At 68.1% G+C, this 21027-nt stretch carries 16 protein-coding genes; 8 read left to right on the plus strand and 8 right to left on the minus strand.

The genetic code is table 11. The features are described 5' to 3' along the window. Window positions 1-53: 53 nt before the first annotated feature. The 6 genes from LLH23_15685 (at window position 54) to LLH23_15710 (ending at window position 6924) form a co-directional block, all read left to right on the plus strand. Window positions 54-1457 carry a FecR family protein gene (locus LLH23_15685; protein MCE5239907.1) on the plus strand — a complete coding sequence of 468 codons (1404 nt, stop codon included), beginning with the start codon at window positions 54-56 and terminating at the stop codon, window positions 1455-1457. A 116-nt stretch (window positions 1458-1573) separates the two neighbouring features. Beyond that, window positions 1574-4159: a PAS domain S-box protein gene (locus LLH23_15690; GenBank protein MCE5239908.1), complete on the plus strand. Its 2586-nt coding sequence runs from the start codon at window positions 1574-1576 to the stop codon at window positions 4157-4159. Between the two features lie 136 nt (window positions 4160-4295). Continuing rightward, a complete protein-coding gene (locus LLH23_15695; GenBank protein ID MCE5239909.1) occupies window positions 4296-5057 on the plus strand; it encodes a hypothetical protein in 762 nt (253 codons plus the stop codon). Between the two features lie 134 nt (window positions 5058-5191). Then, window positions 5192-6265, plus strand: coding sequence for a hypothetical protein (locus tag LLH23_15700; GenBank protein MCE5239910.1), 1074 nt, complete (start codon window positions 5192-5194; stop codon window positions 6263-6265). Window positions 6266-6340: 75 nt separating this feature from the next. Continuing rightward, window positions 6341-6550 (plus strand): AbrB/MazE/SpoVT family DNA-binding domain-containing protein, encoded by a 210-nt coding sequence (locus LLH23_15705; protein MCE5239911.1) that lies wholly within the window; start codon window positions 6341-6343, stop codon window positions 6548-6550. Further along, window positions 6547-6924 (plus strand): PIN domain-containing protein, encoded by a 378-nt coding sequence (locus LLH23_15710; GenBank protein MCE5239912.1) that lies wholly within the window; start codon window positions 6547-6549, stop codon window positions 6922-6924. The genes LLH23_15705 and LLH23_15710 overlap by 4 nt, the downstream gene beginning before the upstream one ends. Before the next feature lie 30 nt (window positions 6925-6954). Here the strand turns inward: LLH23_15710 and LLH23_15715 are convergent, their stop codons facing one another. Next, the gene (locus tag LLH23_15715; protein MCE5239913.1) at window positions 6955-8004 is read right to left on the minus strand and encodes a Gfo/Idh/MocA family oxidoreductase; all 1050 of its coding nucleotides are present in this window, start codon (window positions 8002-8004) and stop codon (window positions 6955-6957) included. Window positions 8005-8109: 105 nt separating this feature from the next. Between LLH23_15715 and LLH23_15720 the strand changes: the two genes are divergently transcribed. Further along, window positions 8110-12015 carry a hypothetical protein gene (locus tag LLH23_15720; protein MCE5239914.1) on the plus strand — a complete coding sequence of 1302 codons (3906 nt, stop codon included), beginning with the start codon at window positions 8110-8112 and terminating at the stop codon, window positions 12013-12015. 161 nt (window positions 12016-12176) lie between these two features. After that, the gene (locus LLH23_15725; protein MCE5239915.1) at window positions 12177-13535 is read left to right on the plus strand and encodes an MBL fold metallo-hydrolase; all 1359 of its coding nucleotides are present in this window, start codon (window positions 12177-12179) and stop codon (window positions 13533-13535) included. A 63-nt stretch (window positions 13536-13598) separates the two neighbouring features. Here the strand turns inward: LLH23_15725 and LLH23_15730 are convergent, their stop codons facing one another. The 7 genes from LLH23_15730 to LLH23_15760 form a co-directional block, all read right to left on the minus strand. Next, entirely contained in the window at window positions 13599-14414 is an 816-nt protein-coding gene (locus LLH23_15730; GenBank protein ID MCE5239916.1) for an SDR family oxidoreductase, read from the minus strand. A 13-nt stretch (window positions 14415-14427) separates the two neighbouring features. Next, window positions 14428-15915, minus strand: a complete 1488-nt coding sequence (gene guaB / locus LLH23_15735) for an IMP dehydrogenase (GenBank protein ID MCE5239917.1) — start codon at window positions 15913-15915, stop codon at window positions 14428-14430. A gap of 78 nt (window positions 15916-15993) precedes the next feature. Then, window positions 15994-16308 (minus strand): hypothetical protein, encoded by a 315-nt coding sequence (locus LLH23_15740; protein ID MCE5239918.1) that lies wholly within the window; start codon window positions 16306-16308, stop codon window positions 15994-15996. Window positions 16309-16372: 64 nt separating this feature from the next. Beyond that, the gene (locus LLH23_15745; protein ID MCE5239919.1) at window positions 16373-17212 is read right to left on the minus strand and encodes a glucose-6-phosphate isomerase; all 840 of its coding nucleotides are present in this window, start codon (window positions 17210-17212) and stop codon (window positions 16373-16375) included. A gap of 170 nt (window positions 17213-17382) precedes the next feature. Beyond that, complete coding sequence (locus LLH23_15750; GenBank protein MCE5239920.1) at window positions 17383-18285, minus strand: ROK family protein; 903 nt, start codon at window positions 18283-18285, stop codon at window positions 17383-17385. Between the two features lie 26 nt (window positions 18286-18311). Continuing rightward, window positions 18312-19208, minus strand: coding sequence for a hypothetical protein (locus LLH23_15755; protein MCE5239921.1), 897 nt, complete (start codon window positions 19206-19208; stop codon window positions 18312-18314). A gap of 30 nt (window positions 19209-19238) precedes the next feature. Beyond that, window positions 19239-21002: a polyprenyl synthetase family protein gene (locus LLH23_15760; GenBank protein ID MCE5239922.1), complete on the minus strand. Its 1764-nt coding sequence runs from the start codon at window positions 21000-21002 to the stop codon at window positions 19239-19241. Window positions 21003-21027 lie beyond the last annotated feature (25 nt).

Raw genomic sequence — 21027 nt, forward strand, 5'->3', positions numbered from 1 at the left:
TGCGCTAGCGGGACCACTAAACTGTCTACGAACCGAAGGCTTGGGTGATCTGCATGATCCAGAGGCTCCCACGGGTCTTGGGCTGTCTGTTGTTTCTTGCCGCCTGCCAGACGGCCTTCGAGCAGCCCTCCCAGATCGCGGCCTCCAGCGCCCGCCTCATCGAGTGCTACGGGCAGGTGCAGGCGCGCCACGGTGCCGGGGGCTACCAGACCGCCCGGATCGGTGAGACGCTCCTGCCGGGGGACGGCCTCAAGACGGGGGCAAGCTCCCGCGCCCAGCTCGCCATCGGCAGCAACCAGTTCGTGCGCCTCGACCAGAACTCCCAGGTACTCGTCACCCACGTCCAGCAGGACGGCATCACCAGCTTCAAGACGCTGGTGGGCGGGGTCTGGGTGACGATCCAGAAGGCCATCGGCGTCCCGACCAAGTTCGAGGTCCAGACCCCCTCGGTCACTGCCGGCGCGCGCGGCACGATCTTCCGCTGCGAGGTGAGCGACGACGGCGAGACGGGGGTCTATGTGTACGAGGGGGAGGTGGATGTCACCGGCGCCGGTGAGGTGGTGCGCGTGGCCCCGGACCGTTTCGCCCGCGCCCGTCAGGGCGGGCGGCCCGCACTGGCGGACATCAACCCCGACGAGGATGAGCGACGCGACTTCGTGCGCTACAACCGCCATTGCGAGGCTCTCAGCGGGGTTGGCAACCCCAGGGTGCTGGTGGCCCTGAGCGTCGTCGAGAACACGCGGCCCCAAGCGGCGATGGCCACCTCCGATCGGCTCGTGGAGCAACTGCGGCAGTTGGGCTATCTGGCCACACCGGTGAAACCCGAGCACCTGCGCGAGGCCACTTACGACAGTCAGGGTGTGCTGCGGGTGAAGCCCAAACTCGCGGACTACTACCTGGTGGGGGCCATTCGCGTGCAACTGCCCCGCGCTGGCGCCGGCCGGGCCACGGCTGGCGTGGCGACGATCCATGCCCGGCTCGTGGGCGCGGATGACTACCACCTGGTCAGCACGGCCCAGGCGCAACGCAAGCTGCCCGTGCCGCCCCAGAAGCCATTCGGCCTCCCGAACGGCCGGGACAGGCAGGCTATCCAGGCGGTCCTGGAAGCGCTGGGGGAGGACGTGGCACAGCAGATGGCCCCCCAGCTCATGCGTGACATCGTCGTGGACCGCCCGGCGGCGGTGCGTGTGGATGTGACCGGGCCCGCTGACCCCCGCCAGGTCCGGGCGCTGAAGGGGCTGCTGGCCAGCCTGCAAGCGGACGGACGGATCGCGCCCCTGCCGCGCTTTGACAGCAGCGCCGCATTTCTCGTGGCCGGACAGATGTCCCCCCAGGAGGTGGCTCGCGTCTGTCTGGAGCGCGGGGGGCAATGGATCCAGAGCGCCGAGACTCGAGGGAGGGTCGTGCAGGTGTCATTCCGGCCGGGCGCCATGCCGCCTGAGGGGGGCATACGCTGAGTGACGGCCCGCCGGAGGGCCGCAGCCTGCCGTGCGTCGCAGACAACCGCTGACCGCCCGCTCATCAGCCACACTTGCGGCGATGCTCCTGCCCGCATCGCCCCGGGAGGTCTGGGATGGATCTCGAACGGATCCACGGCGCCATCGCCGAGGGCATGACAGCGCCTGTGGTCGTGTGTGACCTGGAGGGCAGGGCTCTATACATCAACCCGGCGGGGGAGCGGTTCTGCGGCCATACTCAGGACAGTCTGCGCGGCACGATGTGCCGTGACTTTATCCTCGACTTCCCCCAGCCCGCCACCAGGCCGGGCCTCCTCCGCCTCACCGAGTTCGAGAGCCGCGTCAGGGTCGGCACGACCGAGGAGCGGCAGGTGCGCGTCACCATGTGGCCTCTGCTGGCCCCCGATGGCATCTGCGGCTACTGCATGATGCTCGAGGACGCACGCGACCACCAGCAACTCCTCGAAGCCCTGCACGAAAGCGACATCCGCTACCGCACGCTCGTCGAGAACATGCTCAACGGGCTGGCGCACTACCGCGTCATTCTCGATGAGCAGGGGCGCCCCGTGGATGCGGTCTTCCTCGAGGTCAACCCGGCCTTCGAGAGCATCACCGGGATCAGTCGCGACTCCGTGGTGGGAATGCGCGTCACCGAGGTGCGGCCGGATGTGGATCGCGAATGGGTGGAACTGATCGGCCAGGTGGCGCTGACGGGGGCGCCGGTGCGTTTCGAGCGCCATTCCGAGCGCCTGGGCAAGTGGTTCGCCATGCTGGCCTACAGCCCCCGCGAGGGCTACTGCGCCATCGTGTCGGAGGACATCACCGAACGCAAGCTGATGCTGCAGGCGCTGCAAGACAGCGAGGCGCGCTACCGCGAGTTGGTGGAGAGCGCGAACAGCCTGATCCTCAAGATCGCCGCCGACGGGCGGCTCCTGTTCCTCAATGGCTTCGCCTGCCGCTTCTTCGGCGTGAGCAGCCGGGACGTGGTCGGCCACCCGGTCGTGGGCACGCTCCTGTCGCCCGAGGACATCACCGAGGAGGCGTTCCGGCGTCAGCTTCGCCGCGCCGGCGGACGGCGCCCCAGCTACCGCGACCACATCGTGCCGGTCCGTTCGGCCGACGGCTCGGTGCGCTGGCTCGCGTGGGTGCTGCGAGCCATCTGCAATGACCGGGACGAAGCCGAAGCGTTCCTCGCCTTCGGCCATGACATCACCGAGAGACGGGAGACCGTGGAAGCCCTCCGCGAGAGCGAGGAGAAGTTCCGTACGCTCTTCAACGACGCCAGTGATGGCATCTTCATCCGTAGCGCCGAGGGGAGCTTCGTGGAGGTCAATGAGGCGCTCTGCCGGCGCCTCGGCTGCGATCGCCGGAGGCTCCTACACGTGCGTCCTGAGGCGATCTATGGGACGCAGTTCGCCGAGGAGGCCAGCCGCAAGACGGCCGCGGCGACGTCAGGGGACCCGGCTGTCTTCGAGGGCAAGGAGACGGGGACCGATGGGGTCATGCGGGCAGTGGAGATGAGCGTGCGCCCCATCAGCTACGGCGGCGCGGCGGCGCTGCTGGCGGTGGTGCGCGACATCAGCGAGCGGCGACGGGTCGAGGAGGCCCAGCGCATGGCCGCTCTGGGACAGCTCGCGGCCGGCGTGGCCCATGAGTTCAACAACCTGCTGGCGGCGATGATGATGAAGGCGGAGCTGGTGGCACTCGAGGACGATCCGCAGGGATACGAGGAACTGACCGAACAGGTCATCCGGTCGTGTCGGCGGGGCGCGGAGATCTGTCAGAACATGATCGCCTTCGCCAGCCCCAGCGACCTGCAGCGCGAGCCGCTGCGGGTCGAGGAGCCCATCGAGGCGGCCCTGGCCATCGCTACGCGTCAGATGGAGACCGCCAGTATCGCGGTCGTGCGCGACTACCACACCGAGGGCTGCCAGGCCATGGCTGACCCCGGCCAGATCGAGCAGGTTTTCCTGAACCTGTTCATGAACGCCTGCCACGCCATGCCAGCCGGCGGGACGCTCGAGATCGGCACCCGCTGTGACAACGGCGACCTCGTCGCGACGGTCCGAGATACGGGTATCGGCATCGCCACCGAGAACCTGCCCCGCATCTTCGAGCCGGTCTTCACCACCAAGGGGCGGCTGGGGCAGAGCGACATGCCCGGCACCGGGCTGGGGCTGTCGGTCAGCCACGGGATCATCCACGCCCATGGCGGCAGCATCAGCGCCCGCAGTGAGAGTGGCCAGGGCAGCGTCTTCACAGTCAGGCTGCCGGTGTGGCAGGCGAGCGCCCCGGCCGAGGGCCAGCATCTCGCGCCGTCTCCCCGACAGCCCATCCCGGGCGTCGGCCACCGCGTGCTGGTGGCCGAAGATGAGACCGACATCTGCAGCCTGTTGGCCCAGGTGCTGCAGGGCCGAGGCTACGAGGTCGTCGTAGCCGGCGACACCAAACAGGCGCTACAGGCCCTCGATACTGAAGGCTTTAGCCTCATCATCGCCGATTGGCTCATGCCCGGCGGTGGCGGGCGCCAGGTCGTTTCCCGCGCCCGGCAGATGTCTGGCGACCCTCCGGTCATCATCATCAGCGGCAAGCTCGGCCTCGAGCTGATCGAGGCTCTGGAGCCGAACGTCGTGCGCTGCCTGCAGAAGCCCTTCCACCTCGCCGAACTCCTCGACACCATCCAGGACGCCCTCGTCCGCTAGCCCGGTCTCATCGTGCCCTCTCCCCCATCGTTCCCCCCACAAACGCGGAATGACCCTATCGGCCACCGCGTCATATGGGCATACACAGTGAAGCACACGCCTCCCACAAGAGGCTGACACAGAAGGAGCAGAACCGATGAAGAGAATAGTGCTCATGATGACGCTGATCGCCCTGTCGGGCTTGATCGGGACGATGGTCTCGGCCCAACAGGCCGGACCGGCGCAGGGGCAGCAAGGGAAGCCCCGGCAGGCAGCAGTCCAACTGACCGCCGACCAGAAGGCCCAGCTCGAAGCCAAGCTGAAGGAGCTGCGCGCGGCCAACGCCAAGCCCGAGGAGATCAACGCGGCGATCGGCGAGCTGTTCAAGGGCTGGGGGCTAGAGCCTCCGCGCGGCCGAGCCCTGCTGATGCTGCAGCTGACTCAGGAGCAGCGCAAAGAGCTTCAGGCCAAGCTGAAGGAGATGCGTGCCGCCAACGCCAAGCCCGAGGAGATCCGGGCGGCGATCACAGAGATGCTCAAGGGCTGGGGCCTCGCAGTGCCGCAGGAGCAGGGCAAGGGTCAGGGCGCTGGCAACCGCTTTGGCGCTAACCTGACTGAAGAGCAGCGCACCCAACTGCAGGCCAAGATCAAGGAGATGCGCGCCGCCAACGCCAAGCCCGAGGAGATCAAAGCCGCCGTCGCCGAGATGTACAAGGGCTGGGGCATCGAGATGCCGCAGGGCAGGGGCCAGGGCGGCGCCGGTCGGGCCGCGATCAAGGACCTGCTGCAGGGTTTGACCGATGAGCAGCGCCACCAGGTGCTGACCAAGGCGGATGAGATGCAGAAGGCCGGCTCCACGCCTGAGGAGATCAGGCGGACGATCATGGAGATGATCAAGGGGTTCGGCGATCAGGCTTAGCGATGGTGCCAGGCGAACCGAGCGCCAAGCAGAGCGCGCCTCCCGCACAGGCGCGCTCTGTGCTTTTGCAGGGAGGGCCTGGCGCGACCACCGGGGAATTGGCCCCCAGCACACGCCCGACAGTGAGGACCACCGTGCCCCTATCCCATCGTGAGAACTACCTGCGCAATGTCCGCATGACCGGCCCGGAGTGGATGCCGGTCGCCGTCAGCATCTCAAACGCCTCGTGGGACCAGTGGCGGGGAGAGATGGAAGAAGTCTGTCTGCGCCATCCGACGCTCTTCCCCGGCTTTGAGCAGGGCAAACGCGACTATGACCACTTCGACTTCGGCCCCGCCCACCGCGCCGGCGAGGACTTCGTGGACACCTGGGGCGTCACCTGGCACAGTGAGGTCAACGGCCTGGAGGGCGCGTTCAGCAACCCGCCGCTGGCCGACTGGAGTGCGCTCGAGACGTACCGCGCCCCGGACCCGCTGCAGACCGGCGACCGCGGGCCGGTGGACTGGGAAGCCACCCGGCGGCACATGGCTGCCGCCAAGGCCTCTGGCGGCCTGACCCAGGGATCGCTCGCGCACGGCTTCCTGCTCATGCGCATGTACTATCTGCGCGGCTTTGAGAACCTCATGGTGGACTTCGCCACCGACGACCCGCACCTGCCCGACCTCATCACGCTCACCAACGCCCACAACCGTGTGATTGTGGACCAGTACCGGGCGATGGGTGTGGACGTGATGCACTTCGGCGAGGACATCGGCACCCAGAACGCCTCGCTCATCAGCCCGAAGCACTTCCACCGCTGGATCATGCCGGCGTACCAGGAGCTGATGCAGCCATGCCGCGAGCAGGGGATGATTATCGGCTCACACAGCGACGGCTACATCATGGAGCTGATTGACGACCTGCTGGAGGCGGGCCTGGACATGGTCAACCCCCAGGACCTGTGCAACGGCATAGACAACCTCGCGCGCGAGGTGAAGGGCCGTGTGTGCATCAAGCTGGACGTGGACCGGCAGACCATCGTCCCGTTCGGCACGCCGCAGGAGATCCACGACCTGATCGAGGAGGAAGTCCGCAAGCTCGGCGGCCCGCAGGGCGGCCTGGAGCTGATCTGCGGCATCTACCCGCCCACCCCACCGGAGAACGTAGACGCGGTCTGTACGGCGATGGAGGAGTTCCGGACGTGGTGGTTCGACGGCAGAGGTGGGTAGAACAGAGATTGCTTGCAGGCACGCACACCACCTGCTATCATGTATCGATAGAGCGATTGCAGGGAGAATACGCTTATGGTGCGCGTTAAGGTGTCGAGTAAGTATCAGGTCTCAATACCTAGCGAAGTGAGAAAGAAGCTGCATATCAGACCAGGACAAGAGCTGCAGGTTGAGGTGTCTGATGGCAGCATCTGCCTGCTGCCCGTGCCTACGCTGGACGACATCATCGGCATTGCGCCTGGACTAACCTACAGGGGCGTGCGCGAGAAGCAGGACCGGATATGATCCTCATGGACTCGTCCGGCTGGATCGAGCTTGCGGGGCGAGGGCCCCGGTATGAGTCATTTGCGGAGATGCTGCGCGGCGCCGACGTGGTCGTCGTGCCGACCGTTGTGGTTCGCGAAGTGTACCGCGCGGTCGAGTTGTCGGCAGGGCGTGCCCGCGCTGATCAGGTATCCCGGTACATCGCCAGCTTCCATGTGGTATCGCTCGACCTCGATTTGGCCATCAGTGCGGCGCGGTGCGCGCATGACATGAAGCTTGCCCTGGCGGACTCCATCATCTACGCGACCGCGCAGGCGTGCGGAGCCCGCATCGTTACCGGCGACGCCGACTTCGCCGCCCTGCCAGGCGTAGACTTCATCCCTGTCGAGCAGTAGGGCCTGCCGCTGTCCGAGCGGAGGCCCAGGTCAGACCGTCACCGCCGCGTGCGTGCTCGCCGCCTGCACCGCTGCCTCGGCCAGCTTCAGTGCCGCTACCCCGTCCTCGGCTGTGGCCAGCGGCGTCTCCTCACCCCGAATGGCCTGTAGCACCGTCTCGATCTGCACGCGGTAGATGTCGTCTCGCGCCACGATGACATGCTCGACGTGATGGGCGTGCCTCGGGCTGTCGTCCCTCTCGAAGTCAAACAGCTCCAGCATGCCCGTCTGGAAGTCGTACCTGACGACCCCCCGGTCGCCGTACAGCTCTACGTGCGAGCGCTGCGGGTGCTGGATGTAGTCCATGTGGATCTGACCGACGGCCCCGGACTTGTAGCGCACCAGCAGGCTGAATAGGTTCGGCTGCGGGAGCATCGGCAGGTCGCCCAGCGTCGCCGACTCGGCGCTCACCCGCTCGGGCTCCCCCAGGAACAGCCGCATGTAGTCCAGCAGGTGCGTGTAGTCAATGATCAGCGCGTTGGGCTCGGTCATGCGGTAGGGCGTGGTGGCGCACATGAGCGTGAAGTACGTGCCGACCATCGCCCGCCCGCCGACGAGTGTCCCCAGCACGCCGGAGCGCACGATCTCCAGCACACGCCGCAGCCCGCCGTGGGAGCGCAGGGAGTAGCCGACGGCGAACACGCGCGTGGGAGGGGTCACCGACCCCGAACTGTCGCGGTCGGTGACCGCTCCCACGCCTCCCCCCCCGCCCACCGTCTCCGCAATCGCTTCCGCATTCCCCACCGAGTCCGCCAGCGGCTTCTCGCACAGCACGTGGCATCCGGCCTGCCAGGCCGCCTCGACCATCGGGCGGTGCAGGTGGTTAGGCGTGCAGATGTAGACCACGTCCGGCCGTTCGGCCAGCGCTGCCGCGTAGTCGGTGAAGGGCCGCGCGCCAGGCGCCTGCTCCGTCGCCGCCTGCAGGTTCGCCTCCAGCGTGTCGCAGACCCGGACCTCCGCTGCGGGCTGCTCGCACCACAGCCGCGCATGGCGCTTGCCGATTGATCCACAGCCTGCGACGAGCACTCGTATCCGGTCCATGGGACGCCTCCGCATCAGATTCGGCAGGTGTTTCGCCGCACGATGCCGCATTACCTTACCGCTGCCCTGCAATTCCTCGCGCCACTGCCAAAGGAGTGCTGCGCTGTGTCCAGGATGCTCCTGGTATCATGCCTCATGTTGCTCATGACCTCCGCCGCCCTCGCCCAGGCCCCCGAGTCGCAGTCCATCGCCGGCCTGAACTACGAAACGCCCCACTATCAGCTCCGCGTGTTCGCCGCCGGGCACTTCGCGGTGAAGATCGGTGGGTCGTGGATGCCCGGCTGCATCTGCCTGAACATCAACGGCACGCCCCAGTACAAGCAGGAGGCGCTGTCGCACATGGCCTCGACGGTCGAGACCACCCCCGACGGGCGCAAGATGACCGTGGCCGGCCGCCTTACGCCGGACTTCGCCTTCACACAGACGCTCGTGATGTCCCCGCAGGCCGTCGAGCTGACGTACGTGGTCGAGGCGCTCAAGACCGTGCAGGCCAAAGACATCAGCATCACGGCCGGGCCGCAGCTCGACCAGGCGAAGGGCCTGCAGGTGCAGATTGACGCGGCTTCGGGGCCGCGCGAGTTCATCTTCCCGCCGACGGCGCCAGGGCTGGTCGGCGACGTGCGCAGTATCACCTGGCGCAACCTGTCACAGCGGGATGCCCGCACCACCTTTGTGCAGGCATGGAAGTCAAGCGTGGCGGTCAGCGAGAAGAGCGCGACCTACACGGCCATCCTTGCCCGTGACCGCGAGCTCAAGCAGGGGGACAAGCTCACCGGCATCATGCGCTTTGAGGCCCTCCCCATCGGCGAGGCCGTGAGCCTGCGCAGGTCGTTCCAGGACAAGCTCGGCTTCACGCGCTTTGGTGTCAGCGGCCTGGCCGGCCTGCTCAACAACGTGCGGACCGACCAGGGGCTCCTGATCCAGCAGCTCAGCATCAACGAGGACGATGTCCACCAGGTACAGGTCGGCCGGGGCAAGGTCCCCTCGTGGGGCGGCGTCTACGTGCCCGCGGGCCAGCCCGGCGCCTTCGACATCACCTCGCGCGGCAAGGTGGTCAGCGACTGGGAGGAGCGCGTCGAGGCCCGCACCCTCTCCCCCACCGTTGAGGAGATCCACTGGTCCGCCACCCGCAAGTCCGCCGCCAACCAGCAGCGGCTGCGCGTGCTGATGTATGTCGCCCAGTGGCTGGAGCAGGAGCGCAATCCGTACTTCATTCGCCTCCCCGACGGCACCCGCCGGATGGACAGCCAGGGCGATGCGCTGTGGTTCGGCATGCCGCCGCAGGTCACCGAGGCGGGCCTGGGGCCATACCGCAAGCTCGGGCAGTTCCCCGCCGGCACGGAGATCGTCGTGCCGATGCTGCGGCGCGGAGAGCTGATGACGGTGCGCACGCACCAGCCCCTCGAGGTCGACGGCTTCCGCTTCGAGATCTACTTCCGGGGCCTGTGGTTCGAGGCCCTCGACAAGACGCTGCCCCAACTGGACTTCGACGTCAAGGTCGAGAAGCTGCCGCTCAAGCAAGTCGGGCCGCTGACCGTATGCGAGAACCCATGGAGCGGCGCGGCCGGGGTGCGCGTGGGCGGCATGCCGCTGCTGGAGGCCGAGGCCGCGGGGGCAGACGGCAAGACGGCGTCGGCCCGGTGGGAATGGACGTCGGATCGCGACGGTGCTTCAGGCCACCTGCGCGCTGCCGGGGCCCCGACCGTGCGCCTCAAGCTCCCGGAGTTCCTGCAGGGCAAGCCCGTGACGGTGCAGGCGCAAGCCGGCACCGCCCGGCCCTTCGTGATGAGCACGGGGCGCATCGGCGCGGTCGAAAAGCCCATTGCCCTGCAGCCGGGAACCGACCTCAGCTTCGCTCCGACGGCCCTCGAACGCGTCACTATCCGCAGCGCCGCGGCGGCACAGGCCACGCTGTCGAAGGATGAGGGCGGGCAAGCCCTGCTGACGATTGCGGGCAAGGCCGACGAGGCCGATGTGACGGTGCGCTATGCGCCTGTCACCCCCGGCGCGCCAGTGGCTGCAAGCCCGGCCCCCGCTGGCGAGCATGACACGCTCACCGGCCTCAAGGCGCAGACGCTCGCCAACGGCGATGTCGTCGTGAGCACCCCGTGGTGGCAGGTCGTCCACGCCAAGAGCAACGGTGGGGCCATCCGCTCCCTCACGTTCGCCAATGGTAGCAACCAGTCGGTCCTGCGTGAGCCCATCGCCACGTCCCTGTCAGCGGGCGGCGACTACACCGATGTCCGCGACAGCAACGCCCGGCTGCAGATCGTCGAGAGCCGCCCGGACTATGTGAAGCTGCTGGTGACCGGCAAGCTGCTTGCGGCCAACGCCGAGGCGCTCTGCCCGTTCGAGCACGTCTACGAGTACCGGCCGATGCTGGTGCGGCGGACCTGCCGCTATCTGCTCGGCGACCGTAAGGTCGCCTGCACGCGCCTGGCGGTCGGGAGCATGACGCTCAGCCCGTCGCTGGACGAGTGCGCCTCCCGCCGGGAGAAGGAGCGCACGACCTGGGGGCGCGCAGTGTTCCCGGGGCTGGCCGCGTTTGAGGAGAAGAGCTTCTCGCAGTACATGTGCCTGTTCCGCCGCGGCGTCGAGGGCATTGACTGGCTGCCAGCCAGCGACCTGAACCAGTGGCAGGGCTTCGGCGGGCGCAAGGACGCGGCACGGTATGCGATCTGCGGCACCGCCGAGGGTGCGCCACAGATGGTCGTCGAGCCGCTGGCGCAGACCGATCAGCCGCTCGAACTGACCGGCACGCTGCAGTTCGAGAGCTACCTGTCGCTGCCGCAAGTGAAGCGCTGCCTGCCGCGGCGCAACTTCGTCGCGTGCCTGGACACGGGCCAGTGCACCGAGCAGATGCTGCGCCTCTGCGCCGACTACGGCGTGACCGACATCCTACTCGGCTGTGGCAACACGCCAGGCTCCTTCCAGTTGAGCGACCTGAAGGCTTCTCAGCAGGCTGTCCAGCGGGCACGGGCGGTCGGGATCAAGATGTACCCCTTCGACCCCTTCCAGCTCGTCAACCGCCGGGCGCCGCTATGGCAGCAGCACGAGATCATGGCCCGCGAGGAGCTGCGCAACGGCGTCTCCACGCCGATGATCTACCCCGACGGCTACGGCGACTACTTCTGCCCACAGTCCAGGGACTTCCGCGACGCGCTGAAGACCGGCTACACGAAGCTGGTGGAGAGCGCCGACTTCGGCGGGCTCTATCACGACTTCACCCACCCGTACATCTGCACCAACACGCGACACCACCCGGCCCCACACCTGAACACGGACGGCGTGCTAGACATGATCCTGTGGGACCGGCAGTTCCTGGGGCCCGCCCGCGTCTTCTGCGGCCACACGGGCTGGGTGCCGGTGCTCTTCTTCCAGGACCTCTGTACAGTGACGGCGATCTTCGAGGAGTACCCGTCCACGGAGCCGCTGCCGCTGCATCTGACCCCGGCCCAGGGGGAGTTCGTCAACGCCGCGCAGATGACGCTCGTCAGCAGCTTCCTGTACCACGGGGCCGCCGCGCCGGGCGAGGAGGGCGGCTCAGCGCCCGCGCCGGAACTCGTGGACGCCTATCTCTCCCGCTGCGCGCTGACGGGCATCTTCCCGTGGGCGCATTCGGGCAACGTCGGCGCGGAGGGGATGTACGACCTGCCCGACCGACTGCGCCCGTGGCTGCGGCTCTTTGCCCTGCGGGGGAGCAGTGATCTGGGCACAATGCAGTTTCTGCCCTGGCACCGTCAGACGGCCGTGCAGTCCTCCAGCCCGTTCGTCCGAGCGGCGACATACTGGAACCGGGACCGGGCGATCGTCGTGATCGCCAACTCGGAGTCGGGCCAGGAGCGGTCTTTCAGCCTCACGGTCCTGCCCGAACAGTTCGGCTGGCCGCAAACCAGCAAGCTCAGCCTCACGCCCACGAAGGACAGCGCAGCCCTGAAGCCGCTCGGCGGCAATCGCTTGGAGGGGATGCTGGGAGGGTTCGGCTGGGCGGCGTATGAGGTGAGGCGGTAGGGTCGCGTGGGGCCGGACGTCGGGGACGGCCCAATGGCAGTATCGGTCTCGTGTGGTGCACTTGTGCAGGATAACGCGCCCACCGCGTCCAATACGTTTGCACGGTGGAATGCTCCCGCCTTGCGGCGGGACTCCGCGACGGTCCCACAGGGGGTAATACCATGGAACAGGTGTACGTCAATGCGGCCAGGCTGAACGTCCGTGCAGAGCCGAAGAGCACTTCGGCGCCCCTCAGCGACAGGCTGTGGGGGGACTGGCTGGGGGTGTTGGATCGACAAGGCGAGTGGCTGAAGGTCAAGGCAGGGCTGAAGACGGGCTGGGTGAGGGAGGCCGATACTCGCCCCGACCGGCTCCTGGAGCTGTACTTCATTGATGTCGGACAGGGCGATGCCTGCCTCGTGCAGACGCCGGATGACCGCCGCCTGCTGGTTGACGCCGGCGCCAGTGACAATGCCTTCCGCTTCATCAAGTGGAAGTACGGGGGGCTGAAGGCGCCGCTGGCCTTCGACGCCCTCGTCGCCACTCACCCCGATGACGACCACTTCCACGGGTTCGCCAAGATCATCGACAACCCTAACATCGTGGGCTACACGTTCTACCACAATGGCATTGGCCGGTTCGCCAAGGCGGCGGGGTACAACACGCCTCTCGGGGAGGTCGTGGGCGAGCCGGGAAGCCGGGCCCTGAAGACGCTCTGCGGGTCCCTCGACGGCGCCGGCGGCCTATCCGAGCTGTGTGAGGCCGGCAAGCTGACACCGCAGTATGCAGCGTTAGTGCGGTCGCTGCAGAGCGCGACCGAGGCCGGTCGCTGCGGCGGCGTTTCCCGGCTCGGGCTCTCGCCGCAGGCCAAGCCGAAGTACCTCGAAGGGTACAGACCCACGGGCACTCAGCGCCTGGGGCTCCATGTCCTCGGCCCCGTCCTGTGCGGCAGTGGACGACTGCCCTGGTTCGACGACAGCCTGGGCGGCGGCAGCAAGACACGCAACGGCAACAGCATCATCTGCATGCTGGAGTACGGCAACGTACGTGTCCTGCTGGCAGGTGACACCAACGCCGCGTCGCAGGCCTATCTCCGCGAGGCTGCGGGCGCTGAGGCGTTCCGTGCTGACGTGCTCAAGTGCGGGCACCATGGCAGCGCGGACTTCGACCTGGCCTTCATCCAGGCTGTCAGGCCGGCGGTCAGCGTGATATCGTCGGGGGACAATGAGCAGTACTCACACCCGCGGGCGGACACGATCGGCGCGCTGGGGAAGTGCGGCTACGGCGATCGGCCGCTGGTGTTCTCCACCGAACTGGCCCGCTCGTACGGCCAGCTCGACGTAGCGGAGGCTACAACGGGGAGCCTGGACAAGCGCATTGAACGGTTGCGCGTCTACGGCATGATCCAACTGCGTACCGACGGGGAACGGGTCCTCATGGCCCAACGCATGGAGTCGCCGTCGCGCAGCGGCAACAGCCTCAAGCAGTGGGATGTCTACGAACTGAAGCGCGTGGGCGGCGGGCTGAAGATGGCGCCGTGACGCGGCTGTGAGAGCACACGACGGGGCGCGCCCAGAGCCACGAGCGGCCTGGGCGCGCTCCGCTCACCACATCGTGAAGCCGCCGTCCACCGGCAGGTTGATGCCGGTGACATAGCCGGCGGCATCGGAGGCCAGGAAGACCACCGCGCCCTTGAGGTCCGTGCCGTCCTGCCCCATGCGGCCCAGCGGTGTCTGCTTGCTGTAGCGACGGATGAACTCCTCCGGCTGGCCGCGCTCGAAGCCCCCCGGCGAGATGCTGTTGACCCGTACGCCGAACCGGCCGTTCTCGGCCGCCAGGTCGCGCGTGAAGCCCATGATCCCGCTCTTGGCGGCACTGTAGACGGTCATGTTCGGGACCATGTTGGGCGAGCCCTCATAGACCCAGCGGTCGCGGCCAACCATGCCGCTGATCGAGGCGATGGTGATGATCGAGCCGTGGCCCTGGGCCTTCATGATCTGCAGCGCCGCGCGGCAGCACAGGAACGTCCCGCGCAGGTTGACCTCCGTCACGTAGTCCCAGTCGGACGCGGCCATCGTGTCGGTGGAGGTGCCGCCGGTGAGCTTCGCGCCGCCGGCGTTGCACACCAGCACGTCGAGGCGCCCGTACTCGGCCATGACCGCCGCGAACGCCGCCGCCACCGCCTCCTCATCCACCACGTTGAGCCCCAGCGGCAGTACCCTCACGCCCAGGTACTCGCGTAGCTCGGCCGCCTTCGCTTCAGCCTTGGGCAGCTCGCGCGAGGTGATGACCAGATCGGCCCCGGCGTCGCCGAGGGCCTCGGCCATGTCGAGCCCCAGGTTCTGGGCGCCGCCGGTCACCATCGCGACCTTGCCGGACAGGTCGAAGAGGTCCTTGATGTGCGGTCCGCGTCGGGCCATGCCTCTGTCTCCCCTACTGTGGCAACTGGTAGTTCGGCGCTTCCTCGGTGATGTTGACATCGTGGGCGTGGCTTTCCTGCAGCCCGGCCGGGGTGATGCGGTAGAACTCGGCTTCGGACTGCAGATCAGCGATGGTGCGCACGCCGCAGTAGCCCATGCCCGCGCGCAGGCCACCGATGAGCTGGACCACAACCGCCGACAGCGGGCCCTTGTAGGGTACACGGCCCTCAATGCCCTGGGGCACCAGGTCGTCCTGGTCGCGCAGGCCATAGCGCTCGCCCGCGCCGGGGCGCGAGGCCATGGCGCCGAGGGAGCCCATGCCACGGTACTCCTTGTAGGTGCGGCCCCGGTACAGCACCGTACTACCCGGGCTTTCCTCGGTGCCGGCGAAGAGCGAGCCGACCATGACACAGTCGGCGCCGGCCGCGATGGCCTTCGTGACGTCGCCGGAGTACTTGATACCGCCGTCAGCGATGAGCGGGATGCCGGCGTCGCGGGTGGCCCTGAGGGCCTCGGAGATCGCCGTGATCTGCGGCACACCCGCACCGGCGACGACCCGGGTGGTACAGATGGAGCCGGGCCCCATGCCAACTTTGACGGCGTCGGCGCCGGCGGAGACGAGATCGCGGGCGCCCTCCTCGGTGGCCACATTCCCGCCGATGACGCCCAGCCCCGGGAAGCTCTCCTTGAGCATGGCGACAGTGTTCATGACATTGGCCGAATGGCCGTGGGCGCTATCCACCGTGACGACGTCCACGCCACGCTCCACGAGGGCGGCCACACGTTCCTTAGTGTCGGGCCCGACGCCCACCGCCGCCGCCGCCCGCAACCGCCCCAGGTCATCCTTGCAGGCGTGCGGGTACTTGGCGACCTTCTCGATGTCCTTGATGGTGATGAGGCCCAGGAGGTTGAACTCGCCATCCACTACCGGCAGCTTCTCGATGCGGTGCTGGTGCAGGATCGCCTTGGCCTCGTCCAGGCTGGTGCCCTCGCCAGTGGTAACCAGGTTGGCGCTGGTCATGGCCTGAGCGATGGGCTTGTCCATGTCGTCCTCGAAACGCAAGTCGCGGTTGGTGAGGATGCCTACGAGGCGCCGGCCCTCCGTGATCGGCAGGCCGGAGATGTGATACTGGTTCATGAGCGCGAGGGCCTCGCCGACCTTGTGGTCGGGCGTCAGTGTGACCGGGTCCACGATCATGCCGCTCTCCGAACGCTTGACCCGATCCACCTCGCGGGCTTGGGCCTCGATGCTCATGTTGCGATGGATGACGCCGAGGCCGCCTTCGCGGGCCAGGGCGATGGCCATGGCGGACTCGGTGACCATGTCCATGGCCGCCGACAGGATGGGGATGTTCAGGTGGATGTTGGGGGTCAGGCGCGCAGTGACATCCACCTCGGCGGGCAAGAAGTCGGCCCGCGCCGGGATCAGGATGACATCGTCGAAGGAGAGAGCGGTCTTCTCAAAGCGGTCGTCACAGCGACCTTCAGAGATGTCTGCCAACGTAATCACCTCAGTCCTCCGAGGACTCATCCGGAGGGGCGGTGGGACTGACGCACGCAGGGCCCTCGACCTCAGCGGCTACGACGTACAACCAGCAGCCGAAGCGGGCGGGAGGCCCTCGTCGAACGAGTCAGTGTTGGGATGGATGCCTCCATCCTCACCTACACCATGGCCGGCCGACCGCAGCGTCGGGTCTGTGACCGTCATGAACCACGTCCCGTATTCGGTGCCCTCGTCGCGGCAGTTGGCGAACTTCACCCACCCGCGCTGCGGCTGCGGCCGGTGGTCCCGGCAGCGCACCAGCACATTGGCGCGCTCGGTGCAGAAGTCGGCGATGTGAACCGGCAGCGTTCGGTCGCAGTCCACGCACTTCAGATAGCAGCAGTCGCACATCGTTGTCTTCCCGGATCACGGCTGTGCTCGCACTGGCGAAGCGGCGGGACTTGCCACGTGCCACTCACAACTCCCCGACTTCGACCTCCCCCACGATCTCCAGGCCCTGCCAGATCAGTTCGCTGTACGCGGCTGGGTTGTTCAGCCAGTCAAAGCGATCCGGGTCCTCGAGCGCGGACAGCACCAGGGGCTTCTCGCGCGTGAGGCCCAATTCGGGCACTTCGCGCACGACGGCCCGGCGCAGCGGAGGCAGCGGCTTGGTGTACCTTGGGTTCTTCACCCACCGGGGGGCGCCGTCGCCGTGCAGATAGTAGTATGCGAAGCCGACGGCCTCCTCGACCTTGCCGTACACCGACGAGAACCGGCTGGAGACCCAGTTGCTCATGACCATCGGCACCGTCAGCGTGTTGATTGTGACATGGCCGTAGTTCGGCGGCATGATCGCCTTGTCGCGGGGATTGGCTTCGAGGATGATGGCATCCTCGACCTCCACTTCGTTCGGCCCCAGGTTGATGTCATTGACCTTCTGCAGCACATACAGAGCCTGACCGTCAATGATCTCGTAGACTTCGGGCCACGCGACGTCGCTGCCCGGCAGCAGCGGGTGGTAGTGGCCCGAGGTCTTCATGAACTCCCGCCCGAAGCGATCGTGGCGGAAGATGCTGATGTCATAGCGCAGGTCGTGGCTGGTCTTCAGGTACGGCGCGTCTTTGAGGCCGGTGTCGCGCATCATCCAGTAGATGATCTCGGGCAACTGGCAGTCGCGGTCGAGCAGCACGAGCCGCATCTGGTCGGCCAGGCGCGTGCCATAGAGCGGATCGCGCGCTTCCTTGCCGAAGGCGAAGTGCATCGCGTCGGGGTCGAGAAGCAGGGGCAGTCCGGCGATATCGCTGAGGTCCTTCATCCGTTCCTCCACAGCCCAGTAGTGCCAAAACGAGCACTCACATGCGGCCGGGGGCCGGGGCGAGTACTCTTGACCTCAGTTTACTCCTTCTGGGGGAATGCTGCAAGACGAAAGGCCACGTCAGGGCGGGGTGTCGGCGGAGCCGACAGGGACCCCGCCCCCGCCTGTCCCTAGGGACCGTCGGGGGCCAGCAGCAACGCCGCCGCGCCGATGACGCCGGCGTCGTAGCCGAACTCGGCCTTGACGAGGGGCGTGGCGGCCGCGGCGGGCATGGCTGTGGCGGCGAAGGCCTCGCGGGCCGGGCCCAGGAAGATGTCTCCCAGGTCAGACACCCCGCCGCCGATGACGAAGATCCCCGGATCGAGCAGACTGGCCAGGTTCCCGGTGGAGACCCCGAGCCAGTGCCCCGCCTGCGCGACGACCTGGAGGGCCACCGGATCGCCCGCCAGCGCCCTCTCCCCCACTGCCCTGCCGGTCACATCACCCAGGCCCGCGGCGCGGCCTTCGCGGCCGATGGCGCCGCCGGAGCTGAGCGCCTCCAGGCAGCCGTGCTTGTCGCACGTGCATAGCGGCCCGCCCGGCACGACCACCGTGTGGCCGATCTCGCCGGCCGTGCTGTGGGCCCCATGGTGAATGCGCCCCCCGAGCAGCACCGCGCCGCCGATGCCGGTCCCGACGTTGACGTACACCACGCTACCGCAGCCGCGCGCCGCACCGAACACCGTCTCCCCCAGGCCCCCGCAGTTCGCGTCATTGTCCATGAGCGTCGGCAGGCCGAACTCCTGCGCAAAGCGATCTCCGAGCTTCAGCCCCGGCGCCCAGCCCTCGACGTGGTGCGAGCGAACGATGCTCTGGTCGGCGAAGTTGACCGGGCCGCCAAAGCCCAGGCCGATGCCGACGGGGGTCTCGACCGCGGCCAGGAGGCGCCGTGTCATCTCGATGAGCAGGTCCGCCGCCGCGATGCCGTCCACCGGGGTACGCTCGCGCACCAGTTCCAGCACCTCGCCCGTGTCGGACACGAGCCCGACTGACAGATTGGTGCCGCCAATGTCCACGCCGATGGCTGTACGCATGTGCAGGTCTCCCGACCGCGACGGCTTCAGGGCAAGGCGCCGGCCAGCAGGGCCAGCGTCCCCACCGCGTAGTAGGCATACTCGATGTCGGCCTGTGCATCCCCCGCGTGGGCGCCAAAGCCCCCCTGCGCCCGGGCGCAGGACTTCACGAACCGCGCCACGCTCGCCACGTCAATGCGGTCCAGGCCGTCGAGGAACACAAGGGTCATCAGGGCCGTGAAGGTGCAGAGCAGGTCGGCCGGAAGGCCCCCATGGGACGAGAAGCCACCCGAGACGTCCTGCCGTGTGGCGAGGTAGGCCCGCGCGCGGGTGGCCGCCTCTGCGGGCAGGGCGTTCTCCAGCAGCAGGACGCCCACAGCGGCGCTCGTGCTGTTGGTCTGGGAGGGGCCGCCCGCCTCCTGGGCAAAGCCCCCGTCGGGCTGCCGCAGGGCGAGGAGGGCGGCGGTCGCCCGTTCGGCGTCGGGCATCTGCTCTCCCAGCAGGTCCAGGCTCAGCGCAGCCAGGAAGGTCGCATACGCCGTGGGGCCGCTGCCATCCCGACGGCCGTAGGCCCCCGCGCAAGCCCTCCGACGGGCGATCTCCTCGCGGCAGGCCTCCTCGTCCACCGACAGGTCCAGGCCGTGCGCGGCGAGCAGGCGGCGACCATTGAGCAGAGAGAAGACATCCACCAACTCCCGCGGCGGCGCAACCCCCGACAGGAAGCCGGCGACGCGCGCCAGGGCGTCGGGCGGGGCGTCGAGGAGTGTCAGCAGACGCAACCCGAACTCGGTGTAGTACAGGTCCGACCCGCCACGCCGCCCGCCAAAGCCCCCGTCCGGCCGCTGAGAGGCGAGGGCGTACTGCAGCGCGGCATGGCGGAAGGCGGCGCTGAGCCCGCGCAGGCCCTCGGTCAGCATCTCGTCAACGAGGTCGAGGTAGTGCATGGTCCCAGGGAGGGCAGGATGATGGGCGCGTCAGCCTCGGTCGGGGAAGCGGCGGCGCAGGATCGTGCGGGCCAGGAAGCGCAGCAGTTGGGCCAGGGCGGTGTCGTCCAGCCCGTCCGCAGTCTCCAGGGCCTTGCCACGCAGGCGCTCGTAGAGCACTTCAGCCCGCTCGAAGGCCCCCAGTTCGCGGTATAGTTCGCGCACGCGGCTGATCGCGCCGTTGGCGTCGGTGGCGCACTGCGCGCGCAGGTCGGCCAGCGCGGCTGCCCCGCCGGCCTGCACGGCAAACGAGCGCAGGATCGTGGGCCGCCCGGCGGCGAAGTCCCGCCCGCACGACAGCTTGCCGCCGTTGCCCTCGTCCCAGTCTTCGAGGTCGTTCAGCACCTGGTAGCCTTCACCGATGTAGCGGGAGAACGTGGCCAGGGCGGCCTCCGAGGCCACCGGGCCGGCGGCGCGCAGGCCCGCGTACAGGGCCGCTTCAAAGGCGGGGGCGGTCTTGAGGCTGGCGATCTGCAGGGCGTGCAGGGGCTCCAGGTCGTCATGGGGGCGACTGTTCCAGAGCAGCTCAGCGCCCTGGCCGCAGCACAGCCGCAGGTGCGCTTCGGACATCCGCGCCAGGATGTCACTGACACAATCGCCGCCCAGCTCCCCCGCGCGCGCCGCGATCAGCCGGTAGCCGAGGCCCAGCAGGTAGTCGCCGACATTGATCGCCGCTTCCAGGCCGTACGTCTGGTGAATCGTCGGGCGCCCGTAGCGGTACTGGTCGGCATCCTCGATGTCGTCATGCACCAGCGAGGCCTTGTGCATCGCCTCGATGGCCACGGCCAGCGAGCGGACGGCAGGGGGCATCATGGCCGCTACGTCCGCACTGGGCAGCAGTGCCTCCGGACCGTGTTGGGCGATGCCATAGGCCGCGACGGTGATGAACGGGCGCAGGCGCTTGCCGCCCATCAGCAGCCATTCGCGCGCGATGGCATCGGTGGCCAGCAGCGGCTCGCGCGATCCCTCGGGCACCGGCGTCAGGCAGAAGCAGCCACTGAGCAGGCTCTCGATCTGGGTGTCGAAGATGTCGCGGGTGAAGCGCAGGAGCGGGAGGTAGGTGCGCTGGCCGCGGTAGGCTGCCGGCTGGACGCCGACGCTCTCCGACGTCTCCAGGCGCATCAGTGCGCGGATCAGGGTCAGCTCCGCCTCGGTGTTCACGCACCCATCGCGCAGCAGCGGCACGGCCTGGTGCGGGATGCCCACCTCGGTGATGCGCTCGAAGGACTTCTCCAGCGAATCCAGGCAGGCGACACCCAGGATGGCGTCGGCATATCCCTCGAGCACCTGCGAGACGACGGCGGTCGTGCCTTCGGCGATGATGACACCGTAGCCGAGAGCCTCGGCTTCGCGCTTGAGAGCGCCCAGATCGCAGTGCCCGCACTCCGCACAGTGCAGGCCGTCGGCGTCAATCTCCGCCCGGCACTCGCCGGCGGCGCTCAGGCACTTGGGCAGCAGCAGCAAGCGCCGCCGCAGCGGCACGGCCGCGTAGTCCGCTTCCCACAGGGCGTTGTCCACCGCCACCATCGCGAAGCCGAGCCACTCGCGCGGCAGGCCCTGCTCGCGCAGCAGTCGCTCGCCCAGTGCCTCAAGCTGCGCGCGGTCCGGGGGCGGAGCGGACGCAGGCAGGGCAGCCGCCAGGGCGGCCGCTGCCTCCCGGATGCGTAGCCGGGGGGCGGCGTCCTGCGGCACCTGCTTGATGTCCTCGACTCGTTCGGAGATGCTCATGGCGTCGGGTGACGGCGGGGTCCCCATCCGCCTCCGCGCTACGCGCTGCGGC

Source organism: bacterium, assembly GCA_021372615.1.
Taxonomy (GTDB): domain Bacteria; phylum Armatimonadota; class Zipacnadia; order Zipacnadales; family UBA11051; genus JAJFUB01.